Genomic DNA, 19,349 nt, shown 5'->3' on the forward strand with positions numbered 1-19,349 from the left:
TAATGATGATTTTGACTGATAAAAAACCACGTGTGAATGTCGAAGGGATTTTGACTGCGGAAGAAATTCACGAAATCGAACATCACATTGGTCACTATCCATACCCTCGTGCAGCCTCTTTGGATGCATTGAAGTGTGTACAACGCCGTAATGGTTGGGTAGATGACGCTCAGATGAATGCTATCGCACAGTTGTTGTCGATGAGCGTTGCTGATTTGGAAGGTGTTGCAACATTTTACAACCGTATCTATCGCCATCCGGTAGGTCGTCACGTGATTTTGCTTTGTGACTCAATTGCTTGCTTCTTGATGGGTGCAGAAACACTTGCTGAAGCATTCCAGCGTGAATTAGGAATTCAGTATGGTCAAACGACACCAGATGGTCGTTTTACGCTGCTTCCAATTTGCTGTCTAGGCAACTGCGATAAAGGCCCAACTTTAATGATTGATGAAGATACTCACGGTTTAGTCGAAGTGACATCAATTAAACAGTTATTGGAGAAGTATGTATGAATACTGAACCAAAACCAATTTATGGCGACGGTAATCCGGAAACTCATCCGCTCACTTGGCGTTTAAGCAAACAAGAAGCGGTACGTAGTGCTGATGATTACGAAGCACTTGAAGGCTATGCTGGCTTTAAAAAAGCATTAGGCATGAAACCTGCTGAAGTGTTAGACGTCATTAAAGCTGCAACTGTAAAAGGTCGTGGTGGTGCGGGTTTCCCAGCGGGTATTAAATGGTCATTGATGGCACCAAATGATGGTGGTCCACGTTACTTGATCTGTAATGCCGACGAAATGGAACCGGGTACCTTTAAAGACCGTTTGTTGATGGAAAAACTTCCACATCAATTGATCGAAGGGATGTTAATTGCGGGTTATACCTTAGAAGCAACTCAAGGTTATATCTTTATCCGTGGTGAATACATCGAGGCTGCTCAATATCTAAATGAAGCGTTAGAACAGATTCGTGCTAAAGGCTATTTAGGCGAAAATATCTTAGGTTCTGGCTGGAATTTTGATCTGCATGTACATACGGGTGCAGGGCGTTATATCTGTGGTGAAGAAACTGCATTGATTAACTCGCTTGAAGGCCGTCGTGCTAACCCACGTACTAAGCCACCGTTCCCGCAAGTTGCAGGAGCATGGGGCCGTCCGACGATTGTGAACAACGTTGAAACTTATAACAACTTGCCAGCAATCATGCTTCGTGGACCAGAGTGGTATATCGGCTTGTCAGCGGGTAAATCAAAAGATCCAGGCACTAAAATTTATGGTGCATCGGGTAAAGTTAAATTCCCAGGTCTTTGGGAATTGCCGTTTGGTACAACTGCACGTGAAGTCATTGAAGATCATGCAGGTGGTATGCGTGAGGGCTTAAAGCTCAAAGCATGGTTGCCAGGTGGTGCTTCAACTGACTTTTTACCAGCAGATACCATTGATTTACCAATGGATGCGGACACGATTATGAAAGCAGGTTCTCGTTTGGGAACATGTTTGTTAATGGTGGTAGACGAAACTCAATGTATGGTATCGCTCACTCGTAACTTAGAAGAGTTCTTTGCGCGTGAATCATGTGGTTTCTGTACACCGTGCCGTGATGGTTTGCCATGGGCTGTTAAAGCGCTTAAAGCACTTGAAGCAGGCGAAGGTAAGAAAGAAGATATCAACCATTTACAAGAACTAACTCGTAAATTATGGATCGGTAAAACTTTCTGTGCCCACGCACCAGGTGCGATGGAGCCGCTTATGGGCGCACTCAAACATTTCCGTGGTGAGTTTGAAGCGAAAGTGACGAATCGTCCTGTCGTGCAAACCAGCAACGTAGAACAAGCTTAAGGAATTCGACTATGGCTACAATTCATGTCGATGGAAAATCGTATGAAGTCAACGGCTCGGAAAACTTGCTACAAGCATGTTTGAGTCTGGGCATCGACATCCCATATTTTTGTTGGCATCCATCCTTAGGTTCGGTTGGTTCTTGCCGTCAATGTGCTGTTACGCAATATGCGAATCCAGAAGATACGCGTGGTCGTTTAGTCATGTCTTGCATGACACCAGCATCTGACAATACCTATATCTCAATTGAAGACAAAGAAGCAACGGATTTCCGTGCATCTATTGTTGAATTTTTGATGACCAACCACCCGCACGACTGTCCAGTTTGTGAAGAGGGTGGTCACTGTCATTTACAAGATATGACTGTAATGACAGGTCATGACCGTCGTCGCTATCGTTTTACAAAACGTACGCATTACAACCAAGAACTCGGCTCATTCATTGCACATGAAATGAACCGCTGTATTGCTTGTTACCGTTGTGTTCGTTACTACAAAGACTATGCGGGCGGTACAGATTTTGGTGTCTATGCCAATGCATCTCGTGTTTACTTTGGTCGTCCAGAATCAGGTACTTTAGAGTCTGAATTCTCTGGTAACTTGACTGAAGTATGTCCAACAGGTGTATTCACTGATAAGACTCATTCAGAGCGTTATAACCGTAAGTGGGACATGCAGTATGCACCAAGCGTGTGTCAAGGCTGTTCTTCTGGTTGTAACATTTCTCCGGGTGAACGTTATGGTGAAATCCGTCGTGTAGAAAACCGTTTTAATGGTTCGGTTAACCAGTACTTCCTTTGTGACAAAGGTCGTTTTGGCACAGGTTATGTAAACCGTGCAGACCGTCCACGTCAGCCTCAGTTCCGTAATGGTGAAACTGTTGCAACTGTTTCTGTCGACCAAGCTCTAGATCAAGCGATTGCTAAGCTTCAAGGCAAAAAAGTTTTGGGTATTGGTTCTCCTCGCGCAAGCTTGGAATCTAACTATGCATTACGTGAGCTTGTAGGTCAGGCAAATTATTCAACTGGTATTGCACAAAAAGAGCAAAAGCTTGTTGAACTTGCTGCATCTATCATGCAAACCGAGGGTATCTACAACCCGAACATGCGTGAAATTGAAAGCTATGATGCTGTTCTGATCTTAGGTGAAGACCTAACTCAAACTGCACCCCGCATGGCATTGTCTGTTCGCCAAGCTGCGAAAAACAAAGCACGCGAAATGGCTGCAAAAACACGTACACCAGATTGGTTAGCTGAGCCTGTACAACGTATTGGTCAAGAAGCAAAATCTCCGGTTTACATTTTAGCTGCAACTCAAACTCGTCTTGCTGACATCGCAACTGGTGAAGTGGTTGCTTCTCCAAATGACATCGCACGTTTAGGATTTGCAGTTGCTGCGGCAGTGAATGGTGAAGTTGTAAGTGGTTTAGATGAAGATGCAAAAGCATTTGCTCAAACCATTGCTGACACTCTAAAAGCAGCAAACAAACCATTAATTATTGCGGGTACAAGCTTGCAAGATGCTTCTATTATGGAAGCTGCAGCACAGTTGACTCAGAACTTAGGTTCTAAAGCTGGTTTAAGTCTTGTAGTTCCTGAAGTGAACTCTATGGGCTTGGCATTGTTCGGTGGTTTAAGCCTTGAACAAGCATTTGCTCAAGACTACGACACACTTGTTATTGTTGAAAATGACTTGTTCCGTCGCTTACCAGCTGCACAAGTACAAGCTGCATTAGATAAAGCTGAAACAGTAATTGTACTTGATCACAGTGAAACTGAAACTGTGAAACAAGCTGATATCGTTCTTTCAGCAGCAAGCTTTGCAGAGGGTGATGGTACTGTTGTAAGCCAAGAAGGTCGTGCACAGCGTTTCTATCAAGTTTACGATCCAAGCTATTACAAACCTGAATATGCAATTAAAGAATCATGGCGTTGGTTACATGCCATTGAAACTGGCATTAAAGGTAAGGCTGTAGATTGGACATTGCTTGACGATGTAATTGAAAGCATCGTGAAAAATGTACCAGTACTTGAAGCTATCCAAGATGTAGCACCAGATGCGGGTTACCGTGTACATGGCTTGAAAATCGCGCGTGAACCACGTCGTTATTCAGGTCGTACAGCAATGCGTGCGCCGTTATCGGTTCATGAGCCTAAACAGCCTACCGATCCAGATTCAGCATTAACATTCTCAATGGAAGGTTATGTTGGTCCGCAAAAAGCATCATCATTAGTACCATTTGCATGGGCTCCAGGTTGGAACTCTCCACAATCTTGGAATAAATACCAAGATGAAGTCGGTGGTCACTTAAAAGGTGGTGATTCAGGTGTTCGTTTATTCGATCGCTTGGTAAAACGTCCTGCACGTAGCTATGTTGCTCCAGTGCCGGTTGTTGCAAACCCTGAAAGTTTCCGCTTAGTACCAATGCATCATATTTTTGGTTCTGGTGAATTCACGATTAAAACACCTGCAATGGAAACTCGTATTCCGGAAGCTGTGTTTGCAGTGGGCGAACAAGATGCAACTCGTTTGAACCTTCAAGAAGGTCAACGCATTACGGTAAAAGCAGGCGAAACGACTGTGAGCTTGCCAGTACAAGTAATTGAATATTTACCTACAGGTTATATTGGTTACCCAGTTGGTTTAGCACCAATGGTGTCACTAGCTGAGCCTGTTTCAGTGGCTTTAGGAGTGTAATTCATGAATCAAGAAATTATACGTCAAACGCCACTTTGGGCTGAGAACTGGCCGATTGCGTATGCTGTCGTTCAAGCAGTTGTGATTTTGCTTGTTGTTGTATTAGTTGCTGCGTTGATGTCTTTTATTGAGCGTCGTTTACTTGCTTGGTGGCAAGACCGTTATGGTCCAAACCGTGTTGGTCCTGGTGGTATGCTCCAGATCGTTGCCGACATGCTCAAGATCATGTTCAAAGAAGACTGGACACCAAAGTTTGCTGACAAACTTACATTCCGTTTAGCACCTGCTGTTGCAATGGCAACAGCGGTTCTTTCATTCATGGTAATCCCGGTGAGTCCTTCACTGGGTGTTGCCGACATGAGTATCGGTTTATTGTTCTTCATGGCAATGGCTGGTATTGCTGTCTACGCAGTTTTATTTGGTGGCTGGGCTTCAAATAACAAATACTCGTTGCTTGGTGGTTTACGTTCAGCAGCTCAAACCATTTCTTATGAAGTGTTCTTGGGTATCTCGCTGATGGGTGTGGTTGCAATTGCAGGCTCATTTAACCTTCGTGAAATCGTTGAAGCACAACGCGATGTTTGGTTCGTTATTCCACAATTCTTAGGTTTCTTGATTTTTGTGGTTGCTGGTGTTGCGGTAACTCACCGTCATCCATTTGACCAACCAGAAGCAGAACAAGAATTGGCAGAAGGTTACCATGTTGAATATGGCGGTATGAAATGGGGTATGTTCTTCGTTGCTGAATATGTCAACGTAGTACTGATCTCTGCATTGATCGTGACTTTATTCTTTGGTGGCTGGTTAGCGCCATTTAATTTAGAAATTCCATTTGTTCCACCAGTATTTTGGTTTGTGATTAAAACAGCATTCTTTGTAATGATGTTTGTATTGGCACGTGGTTCTTTAATGCGTCCACGTTATGACCAAGTCATGAACTTTGGTTGGAAAATTTGTTTGCCATTGGCGTTGGTCAACTTGTTAGTGACTGGTGCTGTGATTCTGATGAATCAGGCCTAGGACAGCAGGGAGTACAAAATGTATAAATTTCTAGCTGGATTCGGATCAATTGTACGTACGTTACTCATGGTGTTTAGCCATGCAACACGTAAACGTGACACGATTTTATATCCAGAAGTTCCGGCTGAACAGATTGTGCCGCCACGCTTTCGTGGTCGTATCGTATTAACGCGTGACCCTGATGGGGAAGAGCGTTGCGTAGCATGTAACCTATGTGCGGTTGCATGTCCGGTTGGCTGTATTTCACTACAAAAAGCAGAAACAGAAGATGGTCGTTGGTATCCGGAGTTTTTCCGTATCAACTTCTCACGTTGTATTTTCTGCGGTATGTGTGAAGAAGCATGTCCAACAACTGCGATTCAGCTCACACCAGACTTCGAGTTAGGCGAATATGTACGTCAAGACCTTGTTTATGAGAAAGAAAACTTACTCATTTCAGGTCCGGGCAAATACCCAGACTACAACTTCTACCGTGTGACGGGTATGGCAATTAACGGTAAAGAGAAAGGTCAAGCACAAAAAGAAAGTGCACCAATCGATGTACGGAGTCTATTACCATGATGTGGCCGTTTTATTTGATGGCACTCGTGGCCATCGTTTCTACGGTTCGTGTAGTGACTAACACGAACCCTGTACACGCTCTACTTAGTCTAATTGTTTCATTGCTTGCTGTTGCTGGTATTTTCATGATCGTGGGGGCACCTTTTGCAGGTGCTCTTGAAATCATCGTTTATGCCGGAGCAATTATGGTTCTGTTTGTCTTCGTGGTGATGATGCTTAACTTAGGTCAACACACCGTTGAACAAGAACGCAAATGGCTTTCTTCAGATGCTTGGGCATATCCAGCACTCATGAGTTTCTTACTCGGCTTGCTTTTAGTTTGGATGCTTGGTGGTGAATACACCACTATTTCAGCACCACTTGGGGCACAAGTGATTGGACCAAAAGTAGTTGGTCAAGCACTCTTTACTCACTATTTATTATTGGTTGAAGTTGCCGCGATGTTATTGCTAGCAGCCCTTGTTGCAGCATACCACTTAGGTAAACGTGAACCAGGTGCAGAAGAGGAAAAAGAATAATGGGCCAGATTCCTTTAGAACATGGTTTGATTGTTGCAACCATCCTTTTTGCACTCGGTTTTTACGGTGTAATGGTGCGACGCAACCTTTTATTTATGTTAATGAGCCTTGAAATCATGATGAATGCTGCAGCATTGGCATTTGTTCTTGCGGGTAGCGTATGGGCACAACCAGATGGGCAAGTGATGTTCATTCTGATTTTGACCCTTGCAGCAGCAGAGGCATGTATCGGTCTTGCGATTGTCCTTCAGTTCTATCATCGCTTCCATCATTTGGATGTGGATGCTGCTAGTGAGATGCGCGGATGAGTTATTTATATCTAACAGTATTATTTCCGCTGATCGGTTTTATTTTATTGGCGGCAGGACGAGACAAACTCTCTGAAAACATTGCAGCAGTTATTGGTGTAGGTTCTGTAGGTTTATCTGCATTATTTGCACTTATTGCTGGAATGGCATTTACCACGAGTGGTCAGCAAGTTTTCGTTCAAAACTTGTGGACATGGTTCAATGTTGGCGGTTTTGCTCCGGGCATTAGCTTACATTTAGACGGCTTATCTTTACTCATGATGGGCATGATCACGGGTGTTGGTTTCTTAATTCACATCTTTGCATCATGGTACATGCGTGGTGAAGAGGGCTATGCGCGTTTCTTCTCTTATTTCAACCTGTTCGTTGCCAGCATGCTTGTGCTTGTATTAGGTGACAACTTGGCGTTGTTATTCTTGGGTTGGGAAGGCGTAGGTCTTTGCTCTTACTTGCTGATTGGTTTCTATTATGCAAACCCTGCAAATGGTTGGGCAGCGATCAAAGCGTTTACAGTGACCCGCGTTGGTGACGTATTCTTGCTTATTGCTTTATTCTTGCTTTACCAACAATTTGGTACGCTAAATACTCAGTACATCGTTGAACACGCAGTAGAAGTAATGACGAAGAGTTCGTCACTTACCATTTGGACTGCATTAATGTTGTTCTTAGGTGCTGCTGGTAAATCTGCTCAAATTCCATTGCAAACATGGTTGGCAGATGCGATGGCAGGTCCAACACCTGTTTCTGCATTGATCCACGCTGCCACAATGGTAACGGCTGGTGTGTACTTATGCTGTCGTCTATTCAGCGTATTTGAACTTGCTCCTGAAGTGATGCAATTCATTTCAGTAACTGGCGCGGTAACTTTGTTAGTTGCAGGTTTTGCTGCACTCGTTCAAACAGACATCAAACGTATCTTGGCTTACTCAACAATGAGTCAGTTGGGTTATATGTTTATGGCTGTAGGTGCGGAAGCGTATCAAGCTGGCTTGTTCCACATGTTGGCTCACGCATTCTTTAAGGCATTATTATTCTTGTCTTCTGGTGCGGTTATTCTGGCTTATCACCACGAGCAAAACATTTTCAAAATGGGTGGTTTGTTCAAACGTAACAAATTCCTGTTTGCTTGTTTCGCGATTGGTGGCGGTGCATTAGCAGCGATTCCATTCTTGACTATCGGCTTCTTCTCTAAAGATGCGATTCTTGGTGAAGTTTGGGTACAAGGTCAATCAGTTGCTTTATACCACACCTTATATTGGGTGGGTGTAGCAGGTGCATTCCTGACTTCAATCTATACATTCCGTTTAATCTGGGTTGTATTCTTTGGTCAAGAAAACACGCCTTACCATGAAATTAAAGGTGCAACTTACTGGGCTCCATTGGGTATTTTAGCTGTATTGTCTACTTTTATTGGTGCGGTATTAAAAGCACCGGTAGCAGGTATTCTGAATACTGCAAAAATTCCTGAATTCCATGTCGCTGAACAATTTGTAGAAGGCATGCATGGGGCAGAGCACTTAGCTGTAGGTATTGCGCTAGTTGGTCTAGTTGTGGGTATAGCATTATTTACATTTGCTTATGGTGCAGTGAAATCATTTGCTCAAACAAGTTTGGGTTCAGGTTTGGCACATATTTGCCGTACCGCTTTTGGTTTTGATGCGTTGTATGACATCGTTTTTGTTAAACCTTATTTATTCTTCGCCAAAATCTTTGGCCGTGATCCGATTGACGGTTTGTGGTTAGTTCTTCCTGCACTCGTGAAAGGCGGAAACAGTTTTACAAGCTCACGTCAAACAGGTTCATTGCGTGAATACGCATCAAGCATGTCACTCGGTGTAGTGGTGTTATTGATGATCTTGATCGTTATTCAGGTAGTGGGGAAATAAAATGGAAAACAATTTAATTTTACCCGCGCTGATCCTTGTTCCGTTCATTGCCGGTTTTATTTGTTGGTTAGTCGATAAGCTCGACAAAACTTTGCCACGTTGGATTGCCTTAATTGGTATGCTCATTACTTTGGGCTTGGGTCTTGCGCTTTGGCAAAGCGGAACTTATAGCTACGAGTTGGGTTCTAAAATCCCAACTTGGTCTGCTGAGTTCTATTTACCGTGGATTCAATCACTCGGTATTGGCATTCACTTAGCTGTGGATGGTTTATCTCTACTCATGGTGTTATTAACAGCGTTACTTGGTGTACTTGCTGTTGGTTGTTCATGGGGCGAGATTCAAAAGAACGTTGGTTTCTTCCATTTAAACCTTTTATGGAGTTTAGGTGGCGTTATCGGTGTATTCTTAGCGATTGACCTGTTCTTGTTCTTCTTCTTCTGGGAGATGATGCTTGTACCAATCTACTTCTTGATTGCGTTATGGGGTCATAAAGGTTCAAACGGTCGTTCACGTGTTTATGCTGCGACTAAGTTCTTCCTTTACACTCAGATTGCTGGTCTAGTGATGTTAATCGGTATCCTTGGTCTTGTGGTTTATGGCTACATGATGACAGGCATGATCGGTTTCGATTACAACTATTTATTAGCTGTAGCTAACCACTTACCTGCAGGCTTAGCATACGGTTTCATGATCTGTTTCTTCATCGGTTTTGCGGTGAAGTTACCAGTATTCCCATTACACGGTTGGTTACCAGATGCGCATGCTCAAGCACCTACAGCAGGTTCTGTAGACTTAGCGGGTATCTTGATTAAAACAGCTGCGTATGGCTTGCTTCGTTTTGTTATTCCATTCTTCCCGACAGCTTCTGCACAATTTGCAGACATTGCGATTATTTTCGGTTTGATTGGTATTTTCTACGGCGCATGGTGTGCTTACCAGCAAACTGACATGAAACGTTTACTTGCGTATACGTCGATTTCACACATGGGCTTTATTTTACTTGCAATCTATGCAGGTAATATTTTGACCTTCCAAGGTCTAATGATCATGATGTTGGCACACGGTTTGTCATCAGCTGCATTGTTCATTATGTCTGGTCAAATCTACGAACGTTTACATACACGTGATTTACGTTTAATGGGTGGTCTTCGTGGCCAGCTTCAGTACTTGCCATTTTTCTTAATGTTCTTCGTTGCTGCTCTTGTAGGTGTGCCGGGTCTAGGTAACTTTATTGGTGAATTCCTGATTTTGATGGGTTCATTTAATAAATATCCTGTCTTTACGATCCTTGCTTCTATCAGCCTTGTATTCGCAGGTTTATATGGCTTGATCTTGATTCACCGTGCTTTGTTTGGTGAACCAAATCCTGAACAAAAGCAACATTACACTAGTCCATTGAAAGACTTATCTGCTCGTGAAGTTGGTATTTTGATGATTTGTGCGATTGGTCTCGTTTGGCTTGGTATCTACCCACAAACATTCTTGGATGTATCTCATTCAAGCATGCAGTGGTTGGTCAATAGTTATGTACCAGTACAAGAAGTCGTTGAAACTGTTCAGCAAACAGCTACTCAACTTGACCATGTGGAGATCCAATAATCATGAACTTCACAGTATCATACTCTACGCTTATGCCTTTAACTCCGGTGATGATTGTTGCTTTGACAACAATCGTCGTCATGTTGTTAATTTCTATTAAGCGTAATCATAATTTAATCGCAACGACTTCTGTTGTTGGTTTAAACCTCGCTGCACTTTATATTTTATTTGCAGTATTTGGCGGTAAGTTTGTACCGGCAAATGTGATGGGCATGTTTATGGTTGATCCATTTACCATGTTCTATCAATTTATGATTTTGATTGCGGCGTTGGCTTGTTGTACTTTGTCTCACGCTTACATTGAAACCTATAAAGACAATCGCGAAGAACTCTATCTTTTGTTACTTGCTTCAGTAGCAGGTGCAATGTTGATGGTTGCAAGTTCTCATTATGCATCGTTCTTCATTAGCCTTGAGTTAATGTCGATCCCTGTATACGGCTTACTTGCTTATACTTATCAACGTAGTAGTTCACTTGAAGCGGGTATCAAATACCTTGTACTTTCAGCAACAGCTTCTGCCATGTTGTTGATGGGTATGGCATATATTTATGCATATACAGGTTCACTTTCATTCTATGATTCTGTACAAGCATTATTTGAAGCAATCAAACAGCCAATGGTGTTATTAGGTTTAGCACTTATTATCTTTGCTGTTGCATTTAAATTGTCGCTTGCGCCGTTCCATAAATGGACTCCGGATGTATATGCGGGCGCACCAGCACCAATGGCAACTTTCTTAGCAACTGCTGCTAAAGTTGCAACAATTGGTTTATTCGTGCGCTATATGCTTGCTTCAGGCGCAATGATGGTGAACTCGTTAGTAACTATTTTGACGATCATTGCTGTATTGTCGATTTTGGTTGGTAACTTACTCGCTGTTCGTCAGGTTAACTTAAAACGTATTCTTGGTTATTCATCTATTGCTCACTTCGGTTATTTGTTAATTGCTTTAATTAGCATGACTTATGCAAGCTTAGGTAGCGTAACTGTATATGTGGTGTCTTATGTATTAACAACTATCGGTGCCTTTGGTGCGGTAGCGTTAATGTCTAGCCCATATAACAACGTAGATGAAGCACAAAGCCTTGCAGATTACCGTGGTTTGTTCTGGCGTCGTCCAGTACTTACAGCAACTTTAACAGTCATGATGTTATCTTTGGCTGGTATTCCATTAACAGCAGGCTTCATTGGTAAGTTCTTGGTGGTAATGGCTGCTGTAACAACTCAACACTGGTTCTTAGCTGCAATGATTATTGTGGGTAGTGGTATCGGTTTGTACTATTACTTACGTGTGATGGTTGTCATGTATATGACCCCACCAGAAACTCCTCGTATTGATGCAGATGCTCATTGGGGACAAAAAGTGGGTGGTTTAATGGTATTGGCTGCTGCTGCATTAGTTATTATTTTGGGTGTTTACCCAGATCCAATGATTAATTTGGCATTAAAAGCAGAAATTTTATCTCCATTACATTTCATGCTTTCACAACAGTAATTCTGGTGTACAAAAAAGCCTCCAAAACTGGAGGCTTTTTTTTATTGAGCGTTAAAAAAAGATTATAATAAATACGTTTTTATATTTTTAGGTAACATCTGTGGCCATTCAAGAAATTCGTCACCCACTTATTCGTCATAAATTAGGTTTGTTACGCCGTGCTGATATCAGTACTAAGAACTTCCGTGAGCTTGCTCAGGAAGTGACTATGTTATTGACGTATGAAGCAACAAAAGATTTACCAGTTGTGGATTGCGAAATTGATGGATGGGCTGGAACTGTTACTACACAGCGTATTGCTGGTAAGAAAATAACGATTGTACCGATTTTACGTGCCGGAATTGGTATGTTGGATGGTGTGCTTAATCTGATCCCAAGCGCAAAAGTGAGTGTTTTAGGTCTTGAGCGTAATGAGGAAACTTTAGAAGTTCGTACATATTATAAAAAACTAGTCCCAGATGTAGCTAACCGTCTTGCGATGATTATTGACCCAATGCTAGCAACAGGTAATTCTTTAGTTGCTGCTATTGATGTGTTAAAGGCGAGTGGCTGTAAAGATATCCGTGTTATGGTGTTAGTTGCCGCTCCAGAAGGTGTTGCTAAAGTTGAAGCAGCTCATCCAGATGTGCAAATTTATACAGCATCTATTGATAATGGCTTAAATGAACAAGGTTATATTGTTCCTGGCTTGGGCGATGCTGGCGATAAAATTTTTGGTAGTGTACAAAAAGATTAATTTTTTGAAATCGTAATAAAAAGAGACTTCATTAAACCGTATAATTTTAAAACGGAATCGTGAGTCTCTTTTTTATTTACCGCAACAACTGGATTGGAAAAATAGGGGAAAGATCATGAAGCAAGAGTTTTATACTGGATGGGTAAAACAATATAACCCTGATAAAGGGTTTGGTTTTATTGAAACTAGTGAAGGAGATATTTTCTTTCATATTTCTGATTTCCCTGCATCAGAGGGCGAACCGAAAAGAAATGAAAAAGTAAGATTTCTTGCCGCAGATAATCAGGGCAAATTTAAAGCGATCAAAATTGAGCGTGTTGACCCAAATTCTGCGAAAACCAAGAAAAATAAAATTGCGGATCACAATAAAGCGATCACAAGCGAATTGTTGTCAAATTTTCGACGTTAATTAAAGAAAAGATCAGGTTTTAAACCTGATCTTCACAAAATTGTAAGAATGCTTTGAGGCCTGGACCCTGATACTTTTGACGGTGTACCAGCATATAAAGCGGGCGGGTAAGCTGCCAAAATGGTGTATCTAAAATTACTAATTGTCCCTTTTCAATTAGAGGTTCAATAGCAAGTTTAGAAATACATGACATACCTAAACCACCAGCAACAATTTTTAAGATTGCTTCATTGTGACCTAGGGTGAGGCGAATATTCGCGTCTGGTAGGTCTTGCAATATAGCGTTATCAAACACTTCACGCGTTCCTGAACCTTCTTCACGTAAAATCCACTCGACTTGAAGAAAATCATGAGCTGTTAAAGGTCTATTTAAGCGTGCTAATGGATGATTTGGGGAGCAGCATACTGCAAGCTCATCATCACGCCAATGGATACATTGGAGCTGAGGTAAATGACATGATCCTTCAATTAAAGCTAAATCAAGTTGGAATTGATTAACTGCTTCAATCATTTGGCGTGTATTGCCCACCTGTAATTGCAAATGTGCTTTAGGATGATGCTGTAAAAAGTTTGCCATTAAATCTGGCATGAGGTAATCACTAATTGTTAAAGTGGCCCCAATACGTAAATCAATGCTTTGCAATTCACCTTTTGCAGCTTGCTCAAAAGCTTCACAGCGACCTAATATTTCTAGGGCTTGTGGTAATAGAAAACGACCTAAATCATTAAGCTGTAATCGTTTACCTAAACGATCAAATAGAGGAGCACCAAGGCCATCCTCTAAATCTGCTAAAGCCATACTTGCTGCACTTTGCGTCAGTCTGACCGCATCACTGGCTTTAGTGACAGTTCCTTCTTGAGCGACTGCTACAAAAACAGCCAACTGGCGTAATGTCATGCGCATGTTTAAAAAGCCTTAACGTTTAAAAGTATTCATTATTTCGGCTGTCATGCTAACATGAGCGCACTATTTCATGCCACGTTGAAATCATGTCAATTGAAAAATTTAGCGTAGAAAAAGTTTTATCTGTACACCGCTGGACCCCAACTCTTTTCAGTTTCACCATGACTCGCCCTGCACATTTTAAATTTACGGCTGGGCAATTTGCACGTATTGGGCTGAAAGTTGGAGAGGAGCTTGTTGTCCGTGCTTATTCGGTTGTCTCTTCACCATTTGATGAAACGCTTGAATTCTTTTCGATTGTAGTGCCAGATGGTGCATTTACTTCAAATCTTCAACATCTAAAAGTAGATGATGAGCTTTACTTAGAAAAAATACCTTATGGCTATTTGACCTTAGCTCGCTATCAACAGCCTTTACCGCATGATTTATGGTTACTGGCAACAGGTACAGGTTTAGCTCCATTTTTATCGATGCTACAAGACTTTGAAACTTGGTCTAATTATCAAAAGATTAATTTGGTCTACAGTGTCCGTACTGCAGCTGAATTGGCTTATGTCGATCGTATTCAAGAGATTGCTGAAACTTTTGGAGAGGGGCACGACAGTTTTAAATTTATTTCAATTATTACCCGTGATCCATCTGCGCCATTGCATGATCGTTTGCCGATTCTGATTGAAAATGGTGAACTAGAAAAATCTGCTGGTATAGAACTGAACCCTGCCACTAGCCATGTCATGCTTTGCGGAAATCCGCAAATGGTAGATGACACTAAAGAGGCTTTAAAACGACGTGGTTTGACGATGAATCGTCGAGGTGAGGGAAATATTGCGGTAGAAAATTACTGGTAATAAATCTTATTTTGAAAGTACTTTAAAATTAATTTTATGGATATGTTTATTAGTGGACAAACATATCCATAAATTCGCGAATTTCTGAAATTGCGCTGTCTACATCAGTTGAAAGCCAAGTTGGTTCAAAAAGACCTGCATAATGTTCCAAACGATCTTGAGGGACAACTAAGCGAACAGGGCAGTCTTCTTCAAGTAAACGCCAAGGTAAAATCGGAACTTCATTGTCCAAAAAAATATTGATATTACGAATATCAACAATCATGGCATTAATGCAGTCAGGAAACGGCATGACGGAAAATTCTTCAGTACGGCGACGAAAATACTCTAAATCACCCCATTTGAGTTCATAACTTGGTTTATTAAATTCAATAATACCAATGAGATGTTCGTCTCTCGTCTGATGTAAATAACATTGATGTGTGACGTCAGTGTCGAGATCAAGTGTTACGTTTTGCTGACGATACATCATAAAATAGAGCAGCTTTAAAACAAGGGGGCTTATTATAGCCTATTTTATAAAAAGTGAGCGCTAAAACATATTGTATTACAAATAGAACATTGAAGAAGCTCGGGCATAACTCATCATTATTTCTAGAGGGTAAAATAATTTTGCCTAAATTTTATACTATTTTTATGATTTTAATAGTAGAGTTTTGCAACTACAGACACCTTAGCATAATGCTTTTTCACACAATGCAACAAACCAAATTGCTATGATGATTATAAAGTTAATGATAAAAGAAGAGGGGAAAGAAGATGCATGATTTTTCAAAACCACCTCATGTGACGAGTCCTGAAGAAACTGCGAAAAAAAGAAGATTGCCAGTTTACATTTTAATTATTGTTGGGCTTTTTCTTATTGCACTGATCGTCTACATGGTTGCTGATCACAGCAAAACGCCTAAAGAAGAAGCCGCTTTTCAACATGAGGCCATACCGCATGTCATTAAGAGTACTTCAGATTTGAATATTTATAAAGGGTAATAAGCCAACCAGTATATCTTGATAGAAAGCCTTTAGGACGTGACCTGAAGGCTTTTTTTGCAACCTTTTGCATCAATTTGTTGTATTTATGCAGAACTGTGTTGATTAGAAAATATTCAAAACATAAGGTGAGATAGACCGCATTCATCGTCATTTTTAACAACGAAAAGTGTTTTCACTATTGATAGCACTGAAAAGAACATAACAATTGAGGACATAACAATATGAATGAATTTTTTGATGGGCCTCGCGGCGCTCAGTTTGATGCGATGTATTACTGGGATCAGTTTCATCCTATTTTAGCTGCAATCGTCATCTTACTGGTAGGCTGGATAATTGCTTTATTAGTTGCGGCAGGTGTTAAAAAACTTCTGCAAAAAGTAAATACCAATGCAAAATTATCTTCAGCAACTGGGCGTACTCCAAATATAGAAGGCCTTATTTCAAAAGTCGTATTCTGGTTTATTTTAATCTTAGCTGTAGTCGCAGCTCTCAATGTACTTAACATTAGTGGAGTAAGTGGCCCGTTCAGCAATATGGTGAATCAGGTACTCGTCTATATTCCAAATATTATTGCTGCTGTTGTGGTCGGTTTTATTGGTTGGATCGTTGCTCGACTGGTGCGAGCAGGGGTGACCAATGTTTTATCGCGAACTCAACTCGATGATAAGTTAAGCAGTGAAGTGGGTGTAGGTGGAATTAGTCAAAATATTGGTGAAATTCTTTACTGGCTTGTATTGTTACTTTTCCTTCCGATTGTTCTTTCAATACTAGGATTAACAGGCTTACTGATTCCAGTTCAAAATATGGTAAATGACGCCGTAGCGTTCTTACCAAATATCTTTATTGCTGGCGTTATCGTTTTTGTTGGTTATATCTTGGCAAAAATTGTACGCGGTATTGTTGAAGGTTTGGTAAATAGCCTAGGTGTTCAGGCTCAAGCTGAAAAAATTGGTCTTTTCAAAAGCTCTAACGTAGGCAAATTCTTAGGTTCATTTGTTTTCGCAATCATCATTATTACAACATTGATTGTAGCATTTGAAGCTTTAGGTATTGAGACAATTTCTCAGCCAGCAACAGCAATGCTCAATGAAATCTTGCAAGCGATTCCAAACATTATTGCTGCTGGTTTAATTCTACTGGTTGCTTATATTGTTTCTCGTTTTGTTGGTCGCTTAGTCGCTGAATTAATTGCAGGTACAGGTGTTGATGAAATTCCTGCAAAGTTAGATGTACAACGCTTTTTAGGTCAAACTAAAGTTTCTAATGCAGTTGGCTGGTTAATTGTATTCTTTACGATGCTGTTTGCAGTTTCTGAAGCTGCGGATCGTCTTGGTTTCGATCAAATTAGTGGTCTAATCGCAATGTTTATCCATTTCGGTGCAAACATTCTATTGGGCGCAGTAATTTTGGTTATTGGTTTCTGGCTTGCCAATGTTGTGGCAAACGTAGTTCAACGTGGCGAATATAATAGCTCGCGTTGGTTGGGTAGTTTAGTTCGTGTCTTAATTATTGGTCTCGTACTTGCGCTTGGTTTAAGAGCGATGGGTATTGCAGATTCAATTGTTAATCTTGCATTTGGTTTGACTCTAGGCGCAGTTGCAGTTGCTTTCGCTCTCGCATTTGGTTTAGGTGGTCGCCAACCAGCAGAAAGACTGTTGAGTGATTTGTTAGATAAAGCTAAAAAAGAAGCTAATGAACCAAATCCTCTGTACCAACCACCTTCTACTACCACTACGAGTAGTCCATCTGCTGGTAGCTCATCTGCAACGACTACTTCGTCAACATCTACAGTTGCACCGACGACTACAACTTCACCATCAACAGTGTCATCTGACGCAAAACCAGCTGATTCTGCGCAAGTAAATCCAGCACAACCACCAGTAAATAAACCGTTTGGATCTACTGGAGAAAATGACGAAATTTAGTAGTTGAAACTAATTTTCAGATAAACAGACAAAAAATCTTTGATTTTTGTGATAAGTTCGACCACTCTATATTGAGTGGTCGTCCTTTTTTGGTCGTTATAAAAACAAATAAGTGAGGAAAATACGATGAAGAAACCAGGTCGTTTTTTAGCACCGATTGTCATTGCGGGAATTACCGTAGGTTTTTTAGCAAGTGCTTATAAATTTGTATTTAACAAATCTAATTCATCAAAACAGACAACAACTCATACGCGTAATTCTGAAAAATCGTCAAATGATTCGAAAGCCTCAAATTAGCTTATTCATCATTTAAACATATTGTGCTGCTGCATAAGCGGAAGACCAAGCCCATTGGAAGTTATAACCTCCTAAATGGCCAGTCACATCAAGTACTTCGCCAATAAAAAACAGTCCTTTTTGCTTTTTACTTTCCATGGTTTTGGAAGATACTTCAGTTGTATCCACTCCACCTAAAGTAACTTCGGCAGTACGATATCCTTCTGTACCTGATGGTTTCACAGCAAAACCATGTAATTGCTCGGCAATATGATCTAGCTGTGCATCACTGATATTACCAATCGCTGTTTCACTCTGTTCTGGCCAGATGAGTTGCTGTAACTCTTGTACAATACTTTTTGCCGTAAATTCGTTCAGAAGAGTACGCAATAAAACTTTAGGTTGGGCTTTCTTTTTATCTTTTAAATAAGTTGCTAAATCTTGGCTTGGGAAAAAGTCAATTTTAAAACTTTCACCAGTATTCCAATAGTTTGAAAGCTGTAGGGAGCTTGGTCCACTTAAGCCACGATGCGTAAACAATAATGCTTCAGTAAAGCTATTTTTTGAGTTACTTAGAGTCACATCTAAAGCATTACCACTAAGGCGTGTAGTGACCTCTTTAATATGATCTGAAAAGGTAAATGGAACTAAACCTGCACGAGTTGGAAAAACCTGATGTCCAAACTTTTGTGCCAGTTCATAGCCAAACCCAGAACCTCCAAGAGTCGGAATAGATAAGCCCCCTGTAGCCACCACTAATGACTCGCAACTAAACCGACCTTGATTTGTGTGTACAGTAAAACCGCCTTTTTCTAATGGGTCAATCTGGACAGATTCGCATTGGGTTTGGATATCCACATTTTGGGTTTTATTGCATTCACTCACCAGCATTTCTAAAATTTCTTTAGCGCCATTTAGCGTAAATAACTGCCCGTGTTTTCTTTCTTCATAAGCAATTTTATAATCACATACCAGACCAATAAAGTCCCAGTTGCTATAGCGGGATAGGGCAGAAATAACAAAGTGTGGATTATGAGAAATATAGTTGTCAGGTTCTACATACAGGTTGGTAAAGTTACACTTACCGCCGCCTGACATTAAAATCTTTTTACCAATTTTATTGGCTTTTTCTAAAATTAAAACCGAGCGTCCTCGTTTAGCAGCATGTGCAGCCAACATGAGTCCAGAAGCACCTGCACCTAAGACAATGACATCGACATGACTGTTAGACATAAGAGATTCTCGATTAATCGTGAAAATTAAAAAGGGGCATATACTATCATGCCGAGCCTTAGTCGTGCTAAAGACATTTACCGCTGTGGTGAATAATACGACC

General features: G+C 41.0%; 19 protein-coding genes. 16 read left to right on the forward strand and 3 right to left on the reverse strand.

Going from position 1 to position 19,349, the window contains the following annotated elements:
• Positions 1 to 2: 2 nt before the first annotated feature.
• The 12 genes from nuoE to KTI79_RS13390 all read left to right on the forward strand — a co-directional run bounded on the left by nuoE (position 3) and on the right by KTI79_RS13390 (position 13,070).
• Positions 3 to 512, forward strand: coding sequence for an NADH-quinone oxidoreductase subunit NuoE (nuoE, locus tag KTI79_RS13335; RefSeq protein ID WP_002120040.1), 510 nt, complete (start codon positions 3 to 5; stop codon positions 510 to 512).
• Positions 509 to 1,840 (forward strand): NADH-quinone oxidoreductase subunit NuoF, encoded by a 1,332-nt coding sequence (nuoF, locus tag KTI79_RS13340; protein WP_086375852.1) that lies wholly within the window; start codon positions 509 to 511, stop codon positions 1,838 to 1,840. The genes nuoE and nuoF overlap by 4 nt, the downstream gene beginning before the upstream one ends.
• An 11-nt stretch (positions 1,841 to 1,851) precedes the next feature.
• Complete coding sequence (nuoG, locus tag KTI79_RS13345; protein ID WP_032055260.1) at positions 1,852 to 4,536, forward strand: NADH-quinone oxidoreductase subunit NuoG; 2,685 nt, start codon at positions 1,852 to 1,854, stop codon at positions 4,534 to 4,536.
• Between the two features lie 3 nt (positions 4,537 to 4,539).
• Positions 4,540 to 5,556 carry an NADH-quinone oxidoreductase subunit NuoH gene (gene nuoH, locus KTI79_RS13350; protein WP_086375851.1) on the forward strand — a complete coding sequence of 339 codons (1,017 nt, stop codon included), beginning with the start codon at positions 4,540 to 4,542 and terminating at the stop codon, positions 5,554 to 5,556.
• Between the two features lie 18 nt (positions 5,557 to 5,574).
• Entirely contained in the window at positions 5,575 to 6,117 is a 543-nt protein-coding gene (nuoI, locus tag KTI79_RS13355; protein ID WP_002120012.1) for an NADH-quinone oxidoreductase subunit NuoI, read from the forward strand.
• A complete protein-coding gene (gene nuoJ / locus KTI79_RS13360) occupies positions 6,117 to 6,635 on the forward strand; it encodes an NADH-quinone oxidoreductase subunit J (protein ID WP_014205902.1) in 519 nt (172 codons plus the stop codon). The genes nuoI and nuoJ overlap by 1 nt, the downstream gene beginning before the upstream one ends.
• Positions 6,635 to 6,943 (forward strand): NADH-quinone oxidoreductase subunit NuoK, encoded by a 309-nt coding sequence (nuoK, locus tag KTI79_RS13365; protein WP_000529822.1) that lies wholly within the window; start codon positions 6,635 to 6,637, stop codon positions 6,941 to 6,943. Before nuoJ ends, nuoK begins: the two co-directional genes overlap by 1 nt.
• On the forward strand, positions 6,940 to 8,829 hold the full coding sequence (gene nuoL / locus KTI79_RS13370; protein WP_032055261.1) for an NADH-quinone oxidoreductase subunit L: 1,890 nt from the start codon (positions 6,940 to 6,942) through the stop codon (positions 8,827 to 8,829). Before nuoK ends, nuoL begins: the two co-directional genes overlap by 4 nt.
• Before the next feature lies 1 nt (position 8,830).
• Entirely contained in the window at positions 8,831 to 10,429 is a 1,599-nt protein-coding gene (gene nuoM / locus KTI79_RS13375; protein ID WP_002120006.1) for an NADH-quinone oxidoreductase subunit M, read from the forward strand.
• A 2-nt stretch (positions 10,430 to 10,431) separates the two neighbouring features.
• The gene (nuoN, locus tag KTI79_RS13380; RefSeq protein ID WP_057074980.1) at positions 10,432 to 11,925 is read left to right on the forward strand and encodes an NADH-quinone oxidoreductase subunit NuoN; all 1,494 of its coding nucleotides are present in this window, start codon (positions 10,432 to 10,434) and stop codon (positions 11,923 to 11,925) included.
• Between the two features lie 100 nt (positions 11,926 to 12,025).
• The gene (gene upp / locus KTI79_RS13385; protein WP_002120045.1) at positions 12,026 to 12,661 is read left to right on the forward strand and encodes a uracil phosphoribosyltransferase; all 636 of its coding nucleotides are present in this window, start codon (positions 12,026 to 12,028) and stop codon (positions 12,659 to 12,661) included.
• A gap of 115 nt (positions 12,662 to 12,776) precedes the next feature.
• Positions 12,777 to 13,070 carry a cold shock domain-containing protein gene (locus KTI79_RS13390; protein ID WP_086375850.1) on the forward strand — a complete coding sequence of 98 codons (294 nt, stop codon included), beginning with the start codon at positions 12,777 to 12,779 and terminating at the stop codon, positions 13,068 to 13,070.
• 19 nt (positions 13,071 to 13,089) lie between these two features.
• On the opposite strand, the gene gigC is transcribed toward KTI79_RS13390, so the two are convergent.
• The gene (gene gigC / locus KTI79_RS13395) at positions 13,090 to 13,974 is read right to left on the reverse strand and encodes a LysR family transcriptional regulator GigC (RefSeq protein WP_009393857.1); all 885 of its coding nucleotides are present in this window, start codon (positions 13,972 to 13,974) and stop codon (positions 13,090 to 13,092) included.
• An 86-nt stretch (positions 13,975 to 14,060) separates the two neighbouring features.
• On the opposite strand from gigC, the gene KTI79_RS13400 reads away from it, so the two are divergent.
• Positions 14,061 to 14,822 carry a ferredoxin--NADP reductase gene (locus tag KTI79_RS13400; RefSeq protein ID WP_032055268.1) on the forward strand — a complete coding sequence of 254 codons (762 nt, stop codon included), beginning with the start codon at positions 14,061 to 14,063 and terminating at the stop codon, positions 14,820 to 14,822.
• A gap of 49 nt (positions 14,823 to 14,871) precedes the next feature.
• Here the strand turns inward: KTI79_RS13400 and KTI79_RS13405 are convergent, their stop codons facing one another.
• Positions 14,872 to 15,291: a hypothetical protein gene (locus KTI79_RS13405; RefSeq protein ID WP_171073847.1), complete on the reverse strand. Its 420-nt coding sequence runs from the start codon at positions 15,289 to 15,291 to the stop codon at positions 14,872 to 14,874.
• 290 nt (positions 15,292 to 15,581) lie between these two features.
• Here KTI79_RS13405 and KTI79_RS13410 point away from each other — a divergent pair, with 290 nt between their 5' ends.
• The 3 genes from KTI79_RS13410 to KTI79_RS13420 all read left to right on the forward strand — a co-directional run bounded on the left by KTI79_RS13410 (position 15,582) and on the right by KTI79_RS13420 (position 18,034).
• Positions 15,582 to 15,809 carry a hypothetical protein gene (locus KTI79_RS13410; RefSeq protein ID WP_014205906.1) on the forward strand — a complete coding sequence of 76 codons (228 nt, stop codon included), beginning with the start codon at positions 15,582 to 15,584 and terminating at the stop codon, positions 15,807 to 15,809.
• Positions 15,810 to 16,033: 224 nt separating this feature from the next.
• Positions 16,034 to 17,737 (forward strand): mechanosensitive ion channel, encoded by a 1,704-nt coding sequence (locus KTI79_RS13415; RefSeq protein ID WP_057074977.1) that lies wholly within the window; start codon positions 16,034 to 16,036, stop codon positions 17,735 to 17,737.
• A 126-nt stretch (positions 17,738 to 17,863) separates the two neighbouring features.
• Positions 17,864 to 18,034: a hypothetical protein gene (locus KTI79_RS13420; RefSeq protein ID WP_000742879.1), complete on the forward strand. Its 171-nt coding sequence runs from the start codon at positions 17,864 to 17,866 to the stop codon at positions 18,032 to 18,034.
• Positions 18,035 to 18,046: 12 nt separating this feature from the next.
• On the opposite strand, the gene KTI79_RS13425 is transcribed toward KTI79_RS13420, so the two are convergent.
• Entirely contained in the window at positions 18,047 to 19,246 is a 1,200-nt protein-coding gene (locus tag KTI79_RS13425; protein WP_032055273.1) for an NAD(P)/FAD-dependent oxidoreductase, read from the reverse strand.
• Positions 19,247 to 19,349 lie beyond the last annotated feature (103 nt).

Origin of the sequence: Acinetobacter sp. WU_MDCI_Abxd143 (genome assembly GCF_025514195.1) — a bacterium.
GTDB classification, from domain to species: domain Bacteria; phylum Pseudomonadota; class Gammaproteobacteria; order Pseudomonadales; family Moraxellaceae; genus Acinetobacter; species Acinetobacter pittii_H.

Excerpts from the sequence above, each read along its gene's own strand:
- nuoH (WP_086375851.1), top strand. The coding sequence starts at position 4,540 with ATGAATCAAGAAATTATACGTCAAACGCCACTTTGGGCTGAGAACTGG.
- nuoF (WP_086375852.1), top strand. The coding sequence starts at position 509 with ATGAATACTGAACCAAAACCAATTTATGGCGACGGTAATCCGGAAACT.
- nuoE (WP_002120040.1), top strand. The coding sequence starts at position 3 with ATGATGATTTTGACTGATAAAAAACCACGTGTGAATGTCGAAGGGATT.
- KTI79_RS13425 (WP_032055273.1), bottom strand. The coding sequence starts at position 19,246 with ATGTCTAACAGTCATGTCGATGTCATTGTCTTAGGTGCAGGTGCTTCT.
- nuoJ (WP_014205902.1), top strand. The coding sequence starts at position 6,117 with ATGTGGCCGTTTTATTTGATGGCACTCGTGGCCATCGTTTCTACGGTT.
- nuoM (WP_002120006.1), top strand. The coding sequence starts at position 8,831 with ATGGAAAACAATTTAATTTTACCCGCGCTGATCCTTGTTCCGTTCATT.
- nuoN (WP_057074980.1), top strand. The coding sequence starts at position 10,432 with ATGAACTTCACAGTATCATACTCTACGCTTATGCCTTTAACTCCGGTG.
- nuoI (WP_002120012.1), top strand. The coding sequence starts at position 5,575 with ATGTATAAATTTCTAGCTGGATTCGGATCAATTGTACGTACGTTACTC.
- nuoK (WP_000529822.1), top strand. The coding sequence starts at position 6,635 with ATGGGCCAGATTCCTTTAGAACATGGTTTGATTGTTGCAACCATCCTT.
- KTI79_RS13400 (WP_032055268.1), top strand. The coding sequence starts at position 14,061 with ATGTCAATTGAAAAATTTAGCGTAGAAAAAGTTTTATCTGTACACCGC.
- gigC (WP_009393857.1), bottom strand. The coding sequence starts at position 13,974 with ATGCGCATGACATTACGCCAGTTGGCTGTTTTTGTAGCAGTCGCTCAA.
- KTI79_RS13415 (WP_057074977.1), top strand. The coding sequence starts at position 16,034 with ATGAATGAATTTTTTGATGGGCCTCGCGGCGCTCAGTTTGATGCGATG.
- nuoG (WP_032055260.1), top strand. The coding sequence starts at position 1,852 with ATGGCTACAATTCATGTCGATGGAAAATCGTATGAAGTCAACGGCTCG.
- nuoL (WP_032055261.1), top strand. The coding sequence starts at position 6,940 with ATGAGTTATTTATATCTAACAGTATTATTTCCGCTGATCGGTTTTATT.
- KTI79_RS13420 (WP_000742879.1), top strand. The coding sequence starts at position 17,864 with ATGAAGAAACCAGGTCGTTTTTTAGCACCGATTGTCATTGCGGGAATT.
- KTI79_RS13410 (WP_014205906.1), top strand. The coding sequence starts at position 15,582 with ATGCATGATTTTTCAAAACCACCTCATGTGACGAGTCCTGAAGAAACT.
- KTI79_RS13405 (WP_171073847.1), bottom strand. The coding sequence starts at position 15,291 with ATGTATCGTCAGCAAAACGTAACACTTGATCTCGACACTGACGTCACA.
- KTI79_RS13390 (WP_086375850.1), top strand. The coding sequence starts at position 12,777 with ATGAAGCAAGAGTTTTATACTGGATGGGTAAAACAATATAACCCTGAT.